This window comes from Desulfatiglans parachlorophenolica, assembly GCF_055394735.1.
In genome coordinates, this window is the sequence record NZ_AP042460.1 from 664,768 (window position 1) to 678,199 (window position 13,432).

The following is a 13,432-nucleotide window of genomic DNA, read 5'->3' on the forward strand; positions in this document are numbered from 1 at the left end:
GAAATGAGGATTTTCAGCCGAGATCAAGGAAATCAAGCGATCGCGCGGAGGCGACCTTCATGGTCGCCGCACAAGCGAGCGTGCAGATTGACGCCGAGATCGGCTGAAAAGACCATTTCCGGCCGGAAACTCAGATGGTTCTCGGGTAGCGCAGGCTCTCCACCATCTGCTGCACCTCCTGCGGGGGCTCCTTCGTGATCTTGGAGACCAGGAACATGACGATGAAGTTGATGAGCATGCCGATGGTTCCGATCCCTTCCGGCGAGATGCCCCAGAGCCAGTGGGCGGCGTTGTTGATGCCTGGGTTGATGAATTTGAAATAGATGATGTAGCCCGCGGTAAAGAGGATTCCGCAGATCATGCCGGCGATGGCGCCTTCCTTGGTGGCCCGCTTCCAGAAGATCCCCATGATGATGAGGGGGAAGAAGGACGAAGCCGCCAGCCCGAAGGCGAAGGCGACCACCTGCGCCACGAACCCGGGTGGGTGGATGCCGAAGTAACCCGCGATCAGGACCGCCAGGCCCGCGCCGATGCGCGCGTAGATGAGTTCCATTTTTTCCGTGGTGGACGGGATGAGGATGCTCTTGATCAGGTCATGCGAGAGGGCCGCGGCGATGACCAGAAGGAGCCCGGCGGCGGTCGAGAGGGCTGCCGCAAGCCCGCCGGCAGCCACCAGAGCCACCACCCAGTTCGGGAGTTTGGCGATCTCCGGATTGGCGAGCACCATGATGTCCTGGTCCACATAGAGTTCGTTGCGGCTTTTTTCGGTGGGGGTCTGCGGGGTCGAGACCACCTGCTCGCCGTAAGGGCCGATCTCGATCTGGCCGTCCGGTGTCTTGGCGAAGGCGACCTTTCCCGCGAAGGCATCCCCGGGGGCGAACTGGATCTTGCCGTCGCCGTTCTTGTCCTTCCAGGCGATCAGCCCGGTCTTGGACCAGTTCTTGATCCACTGGGGGGCCTGCTCGTAGGCCTTATTGTTGACGCTCAGGAGCAGGTTGAAGCGGGCGAAGGAGGCGACGGCCGGGGCTGTGGTGTACAGGAGGGCGATGAAGAAGAGGGCCCAACCGGCCGAGGCGCGTGCCCCCCGGATGGTCGGGGTGGTGAAGAAGCGGATGATGATGTGGGGCAGCCCGGCTGTACCCACCATCAGGGCGAAGGTGATCATAAAGACGTCGATCATGCTCTTGGCCCCCGCGCCGGTGTAGGCCTTGAACCCGAGGTCCTGCTGCAGCAGATCGAGCTTGTCGAGGAGGTAGCCTCCGGTGGTTCCCAACAGCTGCTGCCCCCCTTCACTGAGCGAACTCCCGTACCCGAGCTGTGGAATCGGATTGCCGGTCAGCATGATGGAGATGAAAATCGCCGGCAGCATGTAGGCGACGATCAGGACGCAGTACTGGGCGACCTGCGTGTAGGTGATGCCCTTCATGCCGCCGAGGACGGCGTAGAAGAAGACAATCGCCATGCCGATGACGACCCCCGTGTTGATGCTGACCTCCAGGAAGCGCGAGAAGACGATGCCGACGCCGCGCATCTGGCCCGCCACGTAGGTGAAGGAGACGAAGATCGCGCAGAGGACGGCCACCACACGGGCGGCATTCGAGTAGTAGCGCTCGCCCACGAACATGGGAACGGTGAACTTCCCGTACTTGCGCAGGTAGGGGGCGAGGAGCATGGCGAGAAGCACGTAGCCGCCCGTCCAGCCCATCAGGTACATGGCGCCGTCGCGCCCCATGAAGGAAATCAGACCCGCCATGGAGATGAACGAGGCCGCGGACATCCAGTCCGCTCCGGTCGCCATGCCGTTCAGGACCGGCGGAACGCGGCGCTCGGCCACATAGAAGTCCCCCGTGGTCTTCGCTTTGGCCCATATTGCGATGCTGATGTACAAGGAAAAGGACAACCCGACAATGATCCAGGTCCACGCTAAGATACCCATAGCTTTATCCTTTCATCTTCGGGGTTGGCAGGAGCCGATGGGGTTACACGGCTATTTCTCTTCGACGTCGAACCGCTTGTCGAGTTTGTTCATCAGGTTGACGTATACAAAGATCAGAATGACGAAAATGACCTCGGATCCCTGATTGGCAAACCAGAATCCCAACCTGAACCCGCCGATATAGATGTGGCTCAACACATCGGCGAGCAGGATCCCGCAGACATAGGAAACCAGAAACCAGATGGACAGCAGGATGACGACGTAGGTCAGATTCATCCGCCAGTAGGCCGCAAAATTCTGCTTCGTTTCCATAGCTCCTCCTCTTTTCCCTGTGGGTTATTCGGACGCTTTCGGGCCCGGTGGGGTCCGTGTCCGTGGGCGTCCTTCCGCTCCTCCTCTCCTTCGATCACCTCCTTTACAAAACCTCAGGTTGTCGCCTGCCGGAGCAGGCGCAGGTTCCTTCCGCCGGCCGTTTCGGGGCGCTCAGATCACCATGCCCGGCTGGTTGAGCTTCCGTGAGGGGTTCCCGATCCTCAAGAGTTCACCGAGTGTCCGGATGCCTTGGCGTGCCAGCCGCGGCAGCAACCGCTGAAAGACCTGGGCGGTCATGAAGGCGTCCATCAGGGCGTTGTGCGCTCCGTGCACCGGGATGCCCAGATCCTTGGCGACCTCATAGAGCTGATAGTTCTTCGGGTTGAAGGCCTCGTTCCCCTGGCCGGGGGTGTTCCAGCGGATCCAGTCCACCAGGGTCAGTGTGTCGAGCGCCGGGTTGCTGATCGATTTCCCGAGAACGCGTTTGAGTTCACGGTTGATGAACCCGAGGTCGATGGTGATGTAGTGCCCCACCAGCACGGCGTCTCCGCAAAACGCCAGAAACTCGGTGATGATGTCGTCGATGACCGGTTTTTCCAGCACCTCGGACGGGGTGATCTCATGGATCACGATGGACTCCCGCTTCATCTCGCTGCCGGGTTTGACCAGTCGATAGAAAGTCCGCCCCATCTCGATGCGCCCTTCGATCATCTTGAGGGCACCGATCGAAAGGACGGAATCCCGCTTCCGGTCGAGGCCTGTCAGCTCCGTATCGAGGATCACGTAGGAGGCCTCCCGGGCCGGAAGATCCATCCTGTCCCCTCTGCCGGTTTCGGATCCCCTGCGGGCCTTTTTCCTGAAAAGGTTGATCAAAGCAGACCCTTTCCGCTGTTCAGATCTTTATCGGTTGGTGCTTTTCCTGCACGAGAAACTGGAGCTTGGCGATGAACATGAAAATGGCCCGCAGGGCCTGCTTTTCGAGCCGGTTGAGGTGATTCGGATCGAGAAAAAAGGACGCGGTGCCTCCGCCCGTGGAGAGCTGCTCGCGCTGGATGCGGAGCCGGAGACCGCTCATGATCTCGAAGGCGTACTCCAATTCCTGGCAATGCTCCCGCAGATGAGGGGACCTCTCCCGCAGGACGTTCAGCCGTTCGCAGGTGGAGGTCTCCCGGATCCCTTCCTTCAGGGCGTACAGGCGGACGATATCGACAAGCGGTCTCAGTCCCCTTTGCTTGAGATCGAAGCATCCTTTGTGTCCGCCTTCCTTTTCGAGGATGAACCTCTTGAAGGCGCTGATGGGAGGCGACGTCTTGACGATGGTGAGGGCCATGATGTTCAGAAAGGTCCCGCTTCGGGCGATCCTTTCGAAAACCGCGTTCCTCAGGTCTTCGGCAAGGGCTTCAGTGCCGAACCGCGCTCGGAAGTCGAAGACCGGGAGAGAGGCCTCGATGGAACGGCGATCGGCCCGTTTGATCCATTCGGAAAAGGTGCTTTTCCAGGCGGCCGAAGAGAGGCAGCGGCAGGCTTCAGGGGCGGGGTCGCCCTCTCCGGCGGCGGGAAAGCCGAGTCGTTCCAGGGTGCCGACGATGGAGGTGGAAAGCATATCGAAGTAACGGGCTGCGGATTGCGCCGCATCTGCCGAGGGGGGATCGGCGAAGATCAGGGCATTGTGCTGGGGGAGCATGAAGACCTGCTCCTTTCGCCCCGCGCAGCCGAGGGACAGAAAGCAGTAAGGGAGGGGAGGGCGTCCGAGCCGCTGTTCCGCCAGATGGACCGCCTGTCGGATGAGCCGGTCATACAGCTCGTTCATGATCCTGAGGATGTGGTTGGTCTTGACCCCTTCCCGGAGAAACACGCTCACCATGGATTGGATTCTGCCTGCGGGGTCCAACAGGCCGTCGATGGAAGGCTGGTTTTCGAGTTCCTGCACGAGGGCGATCGGAGAGGCCCCCTGGAGCCGCAGCAGATCCTGGGCGGTCACGATGCCTTTGAGCCGGCCGCCTTCGACCACCAGCAGGTGACGGATGTTGTAATGGAGCATCTTGAAAAGGGCCTCGATGCAATGCTCGGCCGCTTCGGCCTTGACGAGGGAAACGCTCTGGATGCGCTTGACGGGCTGCGCGACGTCCCGGTTCCGCGACACGACGCGGTCGCGGAAATCCTTGTTGGTGACGATTCCGGCCGGGAGGCCCAGGGCGTTCAGCAGGACGAGGGAGCCGATCCGGTGGGTCGACATGATCTGGGCGGCTTCGCGGATGGAGATATCCTCCGATGCGGTCATCAGGTCCCGTTTGACCAGTTCCCCGACCGGCGTGTTGAAAAGGAGCCTTTCGCCGCCTCCATAGAGGAGCCTTTTTTTCCCGATTTCCCGGTGGGGTTTATGGACATAGCGGTTGTAGAAATCCGAGAAAAATTCTCGGGCGAAGGCCGGCTGGCTCTTCAGAAGGTTCAAGACGGTCGTCCGGTCGAGGACGTAACAGGTCGTGTCCTCGAGCGCAACCGCCTCGCCGCGCGGCCTTCCGCCGGTCAGGAGCGAGAGGAATCCGATGATTTCACCTGTGCCCCGGTAGTCGACCAAGGCATCGTCGTTGCGGCCGAAGGGGACGGTGATCTTGACCGCACCCTCTTTGATGATTCGCAGCCGATCGATGGCCGGTCCCCCCGATGCATGGATGACGCTGCTTCGGGGATAGGCTTCCATCTGCACGCAATCGGCCAGGCCCCGCAAAACCTCTGCCTCCAGGTCCTGGAAAAGCGGAGAGCGCGCAAAAAAGCCGATGAGGTCTTCCCTGTCCATGACCGATTTCCTGAGCAATACTTGTGCCGCCCGGCCAGGAGGCGTGGCCCTGGTTTGCAACAGGCTGTTATGGTTGATAAATGATCAGAAAGAGGGCGGTTTCAGGCCGGCGTAAGTGCCGCCTTCGACGCGCGGAACAGGGCGACCGCGTTACATAAAGTAACGGGCCACTCTGACGGGCAGGCAGTGACAGGAAGATCGGGGATGAATGAAGGGCCGGTGGGCTGCGCAAGCCGGAGAACGAAGAAGGTCCCGCGAGCCGTGGCTTGCTGGAGAAATGGGAGGCAATGAACGGGGGGAGCAACGAAGGCCGGCCAGCCGTTTCTGAGAGGGCGTTACTTTTCGTAGCAAACGCGCCGGCGTTTGAGGAAAAAAAGTAACCGGCGAAGAAATGGCCTGACCTTGGCCGGTGGTTGATTGACAAGCCGAAGACAAAAGTATAGAAGGCGGGGTATCCATTCGAAAGGCTGTTTGCAGGCGGGTGCGGTCGATGAAACGGTATCGTGAAATCACCGATTCAAGGGAGGTTCTGGAGTTGCCGGAGAGGGCGACCCTGAAACAGATCAAATCCCACTACCGGATGCTCCTTGAAAAGTGGCACCCCGACCGGTCCGGGGATGACGCGGAGAAGTGCCAGGAGATGACGCGCCGGATCATTGCCGCCTACCGGACGATCGTCGATTACTGCAGCGATTACCGATACTCCTTCGAAGAAGACGAGATCAAAAAAAATCTCTCGCCCGAGGATTGGCTTATCGAGCGCTTCGGAGACCCCCTCTGGGGCGATGGTCCGAAGAAGGACTAGCGGAGGAGGTTCCACCGCTTGCGTTTTTCCCAGAGGGCCTTGCGGGTGATGCCGAGGCGATCGGCCAGTTGCTGTTCGTTCAGGGTGCCCTGGTACCGCCGGATGAAGGCCTTCGTGTAAGCCTCGATGGAAAGCCCTTCCAGCAGCGACTGGTCGGTGAATGTCCCGCCGGTTTTCATCCCTTCCGGAAGGTGTTCGGGGCGGATCAACGGGCCGTCGGTGATCAGGACGGCCCGTTCGATGATGTTCTGGAGTTCCCGCACATTCCCGGGCCAGGGATATTCCATCAGGAGGCGCGCGGCGGCCTGGTCCAGGTCACGGACCCGCTTCCCGAGCTCCTGGGCGAACCTGCCCATGAACTGCGCCGTCAGGACGGGGATATCCTCTTTACGCTCCCTGAGCGGCGGCAGGTGCAGCGTGACGACGTTCAGCCGATAGAACAGATCCTCGCGCAGATTTCCCTCCTTTACGGCCTGGATGACATCCCGATTGGTGGCGGCGATGAAACGGAGGTCCACCTTGCGGCTCTGGGTGGAGCCGAGGGGCCGGATCTCATGGTCGTCGATCACGCGCAGGAGCTTCGCCTGGAGGTGCGGGCTCAGGTCGGCGATTTCGTCCAGGAAGACGGTTCCCTCATCGGCCTCTTCGAAGAGCCCGCGTTTGGTCTGGGTCGCACCGGTGAAGGCCCCTTTGACATATCCGAAGAGCTCCGATTCCAGCAGATGATCAGGAATGGCGCTGCAGTTGATGGGAATGAAGGGTTTGCCCCTGCGCGGGCTGTTGTGATGGATGGCGCGGGTAAAGAGCTCTTTGCCGGTCCCGGTCTCCCCCAGCACCAGGATGTTGCTTTTTGAATCCGCAACCCGTTTGACCTGTTCGATGAGGCCCTGGATCGCCCTGCTATCGCCGAGGATATTCCGGAAATCGTGCCGCTCCTCGATCTGTTTGCGGAGCAGCTGGTTCTCCGTTAGAAGGGACCGCTGATTGAGGGCCACCCGGACCAGGCGCTTGATCTCGTCGTGGATCACCGGTTTGAGGATGTAGTCGTAGGCGCCCGCCCGGAGCGCGCCGACCGCTGTCTCGATCGAGGCGTAGGCCGTCATCACGATCACGATCTGTTCGGGGAAGCGCTTCCTGACCGCCTCGAGGAATTCGATGCCGTTCATGCCCGGCAGGAGGATGTCGCACAGGATCAGATCGTGTCCCCCCGCTTCATAGAGGAGCAGACCCGCTTCGGCATTGGATGCGGTTATGACGTCATAGCCCTCGCGTGCGAAGACGCGCTGAAGCGATTCGCACAGGGCCGTCTCGTCTTCGACGATGAGAATCCGTTCAGGCATCAGCCAGGCTCCAGACCAAATCGCGTGCGCGCATGCTGCTGCAAGGACTCGATCAGGCGGAAGCCCTCCCGGAGGGTTTTCTTCTCGAGGGTGCTCAAGGCCGACGGCTGCAGCAGGGTGTCGGGGGGCATCCCCATGCGGATTGGTTCGTACTGGTGGTGGATGAGGGTCAGCATCATGTATTCGAAGGTATGGAGGAGTTCGCCTTCGATCGGTGCAAAGGCCGGATCCTTGGCTCGGAGGGCCTTGATCCTGGCGAGGGTGGCGGTTTCCGGCAGGCCGTGGGAGAGGGAAAACAGCCGCACCAGGTCGACGATCGGGAGGATCCCGCGCTGCTTCAGATCGATCTCCGTCTTCTGTTCCCCGTTCTTTTCGAAGATCTCGTTCCCGACGAAGCCGGCCGGCGGGGGTGTTCGGGTGGCGAGCCGGGCGAGCGCCTCCAGAAAGGCGCGGCCTTCTTCCATGATCCAGGGTGTGATGTGGCTTCTGATCCCCTGAAACAGCATGAACTTTCCGGAGAGCGGGCGGGCGTCGAAGAAGATCAGGGCTTTTGCCAGGTCTTCCTCCGAAGGCTCCGTGATCCATTGGGTGAAAATGGCTTTCCAGGTCCGGATCGGCTGGCACCAGCGGGGGTTCGCCGCCATGAAGCCCTGCGGACAGGCGGGAACGTCGAGGGCTAGGAGGTTCTCCTTGACCCGGTTGCTGAAGGTGGAGAAATAGCCCGCTGCATCGATCTCCTCTCCGGGGGTGCCCGGGTCGGAATAGATGAGGGCGTTGTCCTGATCCGTCTTGAAGATCTGCTCCCGGCGGCCTTCACTCCCGAGGACCACCCAGCAGTAGGGAAGCGGCGGCGGCCCCATTTCCTTTTCGGTCAGTTCGAGAACCTTCCGGAAGAGCCGGTCATAGATCTCGGAGATGATGGTCGACAGCTGGGCGTAATGGCTGCCCTCTTTGAGGAGCAGGCCGATGACGTTGAAGATCTTGCGAACGAGGGGGACCAGGCCCTCCACGCTGTCCTGCAGAAGGATGTCCTTGGCGAAAGAGACGGGGGAGGTTCCTTGGAGCAGCATGAGGTCGTGATTGGTGATGATCCCCTTGATCTCCCCTTCCTCCACCACCAGGAGGTGGTGGATGTTGTACTGGATCATCTTCATGAGGGCCTCGAAGCACGATCCCTTGCCGTCGGCACGAATCAGGGCGAGGTGGCCGATGTTCCGGATGGGCTCGAGGACGCTTCTCCCGGTGGCGACCACCTTCTCGCGCAGATCGCGGTCCGTTACGATGCCGGTGGCCAGGTTGTGCTCGTTCAGGATGACGAGGGAGCTGATCCTGTGCCTGGCCATGGTCCGGGCGGCCTCTTGGATCGAGGTCGAACCGGGCACCGTGATCAGGCCCATGGCGATATCCCCCACCGGTGTGGTGAAGAGAAGCCGGTCTCCCGCGCTTTGCAGCTGGCTCCTGCGGCGCATCTCCTGCGAGGTCCGATCGACGTAGCGGGAGAGATACGACAGAAAATACTCGGCGAAGGCCGGGCTCGATTCGAGGAGGCGCTGGACCCGCTCCCTGGTCAGGAGGTAGCACAGGGTGTCCTCGATGGCCTTGACCGTCGTGCGTTGGCGGTCCTTTCCGATCATGGACAGGAACCCGAAATTGTCCCCTTCGCCCTTGTACTCCGTGACGATCTCTTCCCCTTCGTCCCCCTCGATGATGACCTTGACCCCCCCCTTCTTGATGACCCGCAAGGCGTCGCTCGGAGGTCCGTTCTGTTTCAGGATGAGCGTGTTGACCGGATAGAATTCCAGGGAGACGTCCCTGGCCACCCGCTCCATTTCCCCGCGGTCCAGGAACTGGAAGGGAGGGATCCCCGAAAGAAACTGGATGACGTCTTCTGTCAGCATGGTCAGGAGAGGGGCGGAAAATCCGCCGTCTGGAGCCAGTCGCTCCTTGTGAGAAGCACAGCTCGCTCGAGAAGGTTTCGCAGCTCCAGCACATTGCCGGGCCAGTCATAGGGCTTCAAACGCATCCAGGCCTCGGGGGCGAGGCCCTTGACGGCCTTTCCGAAGGCGCGGTTGTACCGGGCGAGAAAAAAGTCGGTCAGACCCTCGATGTCCCCCCCCCGTTCGCGCAGCGGCGGCAGGTTCAGTTCAGCGATCCGCAGCCGCTGGTAAAGGGGGTCGAGGAACCGGCCGTTTGCGACAGCCGGTCCGAGATCCCTTTCCGTGCCGGAGACGATGAGCGCCTCGAGGGGCGCGGTGATGGCTTCACCGGCAGAGCGGCGGATCCGTCCGTCCGACAGAGTACTCAGAAGACGCTGCTGGACGTGCGGGTCAAGGGCCTCGACGCGGTTCAGATAGACGGTCCCGCCGCGGGCCTTCTCGAAGACGCCACGGGCGTGGGCTTCCCCGCCGGGGCCCGGGTTTCCCCGGCCCCCGAACAAGGTTTCTTCCTGTTCGGAGGAAGACAGGGCTTCGCAGTGCACCTCCATGAACGGCAGGCCTATCCGTGATCCGGCCTCATGGATCATCCGGGCGACCAGCTTCTTGCCGGTGCCCACCTCGCCAATGATCAGCACGGGGCTTCTGGCCTCGGCCACCTTCCGGATCCGCTCCAGGACGGCCACGATGGCGGGGTGGACGCCGATCAGATGCTGCGTGTCGTAATAGCCGGCGACTTCTTCCCTGAGCCGGGCGTTTTCCTCCTGGAGGGCCCTCAGCTTGAGGGCATTGCGGACGGTCTGCTTGATCTCTTCGTGGATGATCGGTTTGACGATATAGTCATAGGCCCCCGCCCGGAGGGTCTCGACCGCCGTCTCCAGAGAGGCGTATGCGGTCATGACGATGCAGGGCTGCTCAGGCGCGGCCTCCTTCACGCGTTTGACCAACTCGATCCCTGTCATCCCCGGCAGGATGATATCCGTGAGGATCAGGTCGAAGGAGCTTTCCTCGAAAAGCTCCATAGCCGGCTCGGCGCTGCTCACGGGGACGACTTCGTAGCCTTCCCGCTCAAAGACCCGGGTGAGGGATTCCCTGAGGGTATCTTCGTCTTCGACGATGAGTATTTTTTCAGCCATGCGATGCCTCCTCTTTTGGCAGCCTGATTTCAAAGGTGGTTCCGCTCCCTTTGCTGCTTTTGACGCTGATGCTCCCGTTGTGCTCCTTGATGATTCCGTAGCAGATGCTCAGCCCGAGACCCGTGCCCTTGCCCATGGGCTTGGTGGAAAAGAAGGGGTCGAAGATGCGGTCGATCTGAGCTTCGTCGATCCCGCTTCCGGTATCCTCGAAGCGGATGTCGATCCATCGGCCCTTGTCCTCGATCGAGATCTCGAGTCTGCCGCCCTCCGGCATGGCGTCGACCGCATTGAGCATGAGGTTCAGGAAGACCTGCTGGATCTGGTCCGGGTTGACCCGAAGGGGGGGGATCCTGTCCATCCGGGTGATGAAAGCGACCTTCCGCGACCGCTTGTCGTATTTCAGCAGGTTGACGGTCTGCTCCACCAGTCCCGAGATGTCCGTCGGCACCTTTTCCGAAGAGGAAATCCTCGCGAAATCACCGAGGCTCCGTACGATCTTGGAGATGCGCGCCAGGTGCCCGTTGATGTTGTTCAGTGACTCCCGCGTGAAAGCCACGTCCTGATCGCTGCGCAGTTCCAGGGATTGGAGTTCTTGCACAAGGGAACTGATCGAGGCGAGCGGGTTGCCGATCTCGTGGGAGATGCCGGCCGTCAGCTTTCCGAGGCTTGCGAGTTTGGAGGTTTGGAGCAGTTGCTTCTCCATGATCTTCTTTTGCGTGATGTTCTCCAGGATGGCGACGAGCCCGCCGGAAGGGTCCTTGAACGGGCTGATGTTGATCTTGATATGCTGCAGGGAGGGGGTTTCGACCGTCCTTTCCTGCTGCCTGCCCAGGGTCCAGGCCTCATCCGGGATCCAGGGGATCAAGGGCTGGACCGGCTGGTTGATGGCGGCGGCCTTGGAGATGCCCGCGAGGGTTTCCATCTCCCGGTTCCAATAGGTGACATGCAGGTGCGCATCCACCGCCACGATCCCGAAGGGGGCGCTCTCGATGATATTTTCGCTGAAGGCCTTGAGGTAGGCCAGGTTTCGGTTGGCCTCGGACAGTTCGTGCCGTGACAGGCGCAGGGTGTCGGTCATCATCCTGATGGAGCTCGAGAGTTCGTCCCGCTCCTTTTCGGTGAGCGTCGATTTGTCTTCGAAAAGGATCGCAGCCATGGAGGAACCGAGCGCGCCGGAGAGGATCCGTTTGGCCTCGTCCCGCAGACGGATCAGGTCGTTCCGGTTGATCGATTTGAGGTCGATCCCATGCCGGGCCATGAAGCGGGCGATGACATCGGAGGCCTCCTGCCGGCCGATGTACTGCTCCAGGGTCGCCTCGATCTGTTCGATACTGTAAACGCTTTTTGGGGAGACCAGCGCCGGATCGTAGGGTTCCACGAAGAGCAGGGCCTGGCGCTCTTCTTCCTCGCGCTTGGAGGTTGCGAGGGATACCCCGACATAGGTGACGACATTGAAGAGGAGGCCCCAGAAGAGGGAATGGCTCCATTTGTCCAGCCCTTCGAGCCCGAAGAGGGCCCGCGGGCTCAGAAATGCATTCTGCAGCAGGGCCTCGGCGTTCCATTCGGCTGGGAGCACGTGCGCCCGGATGAGGGCCGGTGTCAGGAGCGTGTAGAACCACACGATGAACCCTGCCAGGATGCCGCCGATCGCCCCCTTTTTGTTCCCCTTCTTCCAGTATAGGCCCAGGATGAAGGCCGGGGCGAAGATCGTGACGGCCTCGAAGGACTTGAGGCCGATCTGCACCAGGGTGTAAAAGCGGCCGATGAAGATCGCGAAAAAATATCCGAGGAAGACGCATCCGATAATGATGAAGCGCTTGATGTTCAGGATCAGCGCAGGAAACCCCCTGATCTGCCTGAAGCGGAAGATGGCCGGCATGACGAGGCTGTTCATGACCATGGTGCTCAGTGCCAGGGATTCCACGATAATCATCCCGCTGGCGGCGGAAAAGCCTCCGATCAGGACCAGGAGGGCCAGCGCGGGGCTGCCCTGCGTCAGGGGGATGGTCAGGACGAAGGTGTCGGCCTCCGCCTGGTGTTTTCCGAGGAGGATCCCGCCATAGGCGATCGGCAGGACGAAGAGATTCATGAGCAGGAGGTAGAGGGGGAAAAGCCACATGGCCTTGAAGACGTGGGAAGGATCGGCGTTTTCCACCACTGCCACCTGGAACTGGCGGGGCAGGAAGAGGACGGCCATCATGGAGAGAAAGAGGAGGGAGGCCCACTCCAGAAAGCTGACGGTGGACCCTTCGCCGAGCATCATCAGGTGGCCCTGGTCCGATGCCTGGATGCGGGTGAAGATGTCCCCGAAACCATCGAAGAGGCCGTACGTGACGAAGACGCCCACGCTCAGAAAGGCGACCAGCTTGACCAGGGATTCGAAGGCGATGGCAAAGACGAGGCCGCCGTGGCGCTCGGAGGAATCCAGACGGCGGGCCCCGAAGATGACCGCGAAGACGCCGAGGACGAGGGTGATCACCCACCCGGTGGCCGTGATGCCCCGTGATTCCCCGGCGAGGATCGTGAAGGCGTTCAGGATGGCCTTCATCTGGAGCCCGAGGTAGGGCGTGATGCCGACCAGCGATACCAGGGTCACCAGGACGGAGAGGAAGAGCGAGTTTCCGTACCGGGAACTCAGAAAATCCGAGATCGTCGTGATGCGATGTCGTTTCGCGATCACGATGATCTTGATCAGGAAAACCCCCCAGAGGCACGATATCAGGGTGGGACCGAGGTAGACCGGCAGAAAGGACAGCCCTGAGGTGGCCGCCTCGCCCACACTGCCGTAAAAGGTCCAGGAGGTGCAGTAAACCGCCAGGGAAAGGGAATAGACGTATGGGTTTGCAACCAGGCTTTTCCCCTTGCGCTCTCGCCGCTCCGCGTAGTAGGCGATGAGGAAAAGGACCGTCAGATTGCCCATGACGATCATGGAGACGAACCAGCCCTTGAACATTTCAGCCTTTCCCCTTGCCGTTCGTCCGGTTGATGAGAAGACCCACGATCAGGATGAAGAGCGCCCAGAGCGTATAGAGGTAGTAGGGCAGGGGCACCCTGACCAGGGCTACCAGCGGCCAGTTGAAAAAGAGGATGCCCAGGAAGAAGACAAATGGCCACAACTCTTTGTTCTGCATCTGCACGTTCCCCTCCGCCGGCTCTCCATCAGGGCCCGCGG

10 protein-coding genes are annotated in these 13,432 nt (G+C 60.9%); 1 reads left to right on the forward strand and 9 read right to left on the reverse strand.

Translation table 11 applies throughout. The features are described from left to right. Positions 1-130 precede the first annotated feature (130 nt). The 4 genes from ACZ500_RS03125 to ACZ500_RS03140 form a co-directional block, all read right to left on the reverse strand. Positions 131-1,936 (reverse strand): sodium:solute symporter family protein, encoded by a 1,806-nt coding sequence (locus ACZ500_RS03125; protein ID WP_464231076.1) that lies wholly within the window; start codon positions 1,934-1,936, stop codon positions 131-133. A 51-nt stretch (positions 1,937-1,987) separates the two neighbouring features. After that, positions 1,988-2,248, reverse strand: coding sequence for a DUF4212 domain-containing protein (locus tag ACZ500_RS03130; protein WP_464231077.1), 261 nt, complete (start codon positions 2,246-2,248; stop codon positions 1,988-1,990). A gap of 171 nt (positions 2,249-2,419) precedes the next feature. Then, positions 2,420-3,061: a 3'-5' exonuclease gene (locus ACZ500_RS03135; protein WP_464231078.1), complete on the reverse strand. Its 642-nt coding sequence runs from the start codon at positions 3,059-3,061 to the stop codon at positions 2,420-2,422. A 79-nt stretch (positions 3,062-3,140) separates the two neighbouring features. Next, positions 3,141-5,045: a putative nucleotidyltransferase substrate binding domain-containing protein gene (locus ACZ500_RS03140; RefSeq protein WP_464231079.1), complete on the reverse strand. Its 1,905-nt coding sequence runs from the start codon at positions 5,043-5,045 to the stop codon at positions 3,141-3,143. Positions 5,046-5,535: 490 nt separating this feature from the next. Here ACZ500_RS03140 and ACZ500_RS03145 point away from each other — a divergent pair, with 490 nt between their 5' ends. Continuing rightward, a complete protein-coding gene (locus tag ACZ500_RS03145; RefSeq protein ID WP_464231080.1) occupies positions 5,536-5,850 on the forward strand; it encodes a J domain-containing protein in 315 nt (104 codons plus the stop codon). On the opposite strand, the gene ACZ500_RS03150 is transcribed toward ACZ500_RS03145, so the two are convergent. Genes ACZ500_RS03150 through ACZ500_RS03170 form a run of 5 tightly spaced genes read right to left on the reverse strand, consistent with a single transcriptional unit; the run spans position 5,847 to position 13,391 of the window. Then, the gene (locus ACZ500_RS03150) at positions 5,847-7,190 is read right to left on the reverse strand and encodes a sigma-54-dependent transcriptional regulator (protein ID WP_464231081.1); all 1,344 of its coding nucleotides are present in this window, start codon (positions 7,188-7,190) and stop codon (positions 5,847-5,849) included. The genes ACZ500_RS03145 and ACZ500_RS03150 overlap by 4 nt on opposite strands. Continuing rightward, positions 7,190-9,088 (reverse strand): DUF294 nucleotidyltransferase-like domain-containing protein, encoded by a 1,899-nt coding sequence (locus tag ACZ500_RS03155; RefSeq protein WP_464231082.1) that lies wholly within the window; start codon positions 9,086-9,088, stop codon positions 7,190-7,192. The genes ACZ500_RS03150 and ACZ500_RS03155 overlap by 1 nt, the downstream gene beginning before the upstream one ends. A gap of 2 nt (positions 9,089-9,090) precedes the next feature. Beyond that, the gene (locus ACZ500_RS03160) at positions 9,091-10,260 is read right to left on the reverse strand and encodes a sigma-54-dependent transcriptional regulator (protein ID WP_464231083.1); all 1,170 of its coding nucleotides are present in this window, start codon (positions 10,258-10,260) and stop codon (positions 9,091-9,093) included. After that, complete coding sequence (locus tag ACZ500_RS03165; RefSeq protein ID WP_464231084.1) at positions 10,253-13,213, reverse strand: ATP-binding protein; 2,961 nt, start codon at positions 13,211-13,213, stop codon at positions 10,253-10,255. Before ACZ500_RS03165 ends, ACZ500_RS03160 begins: the two co-directional genes overlap by 8 nt. A 1-nt stretch (position 13,214) precedes the next feature. Beyond that, positions 13,215-13,391, reverse strand: a complete 177-nt coding sequence (locus ACZ500_RS03170; protein WP_464231085.1) for a hypothetical protein — start codon at positions 13,389-13,391, stop codon at positions 13,215-13,217. Positions 13,392-13,432: the final 41 nt, after the last annotated feature.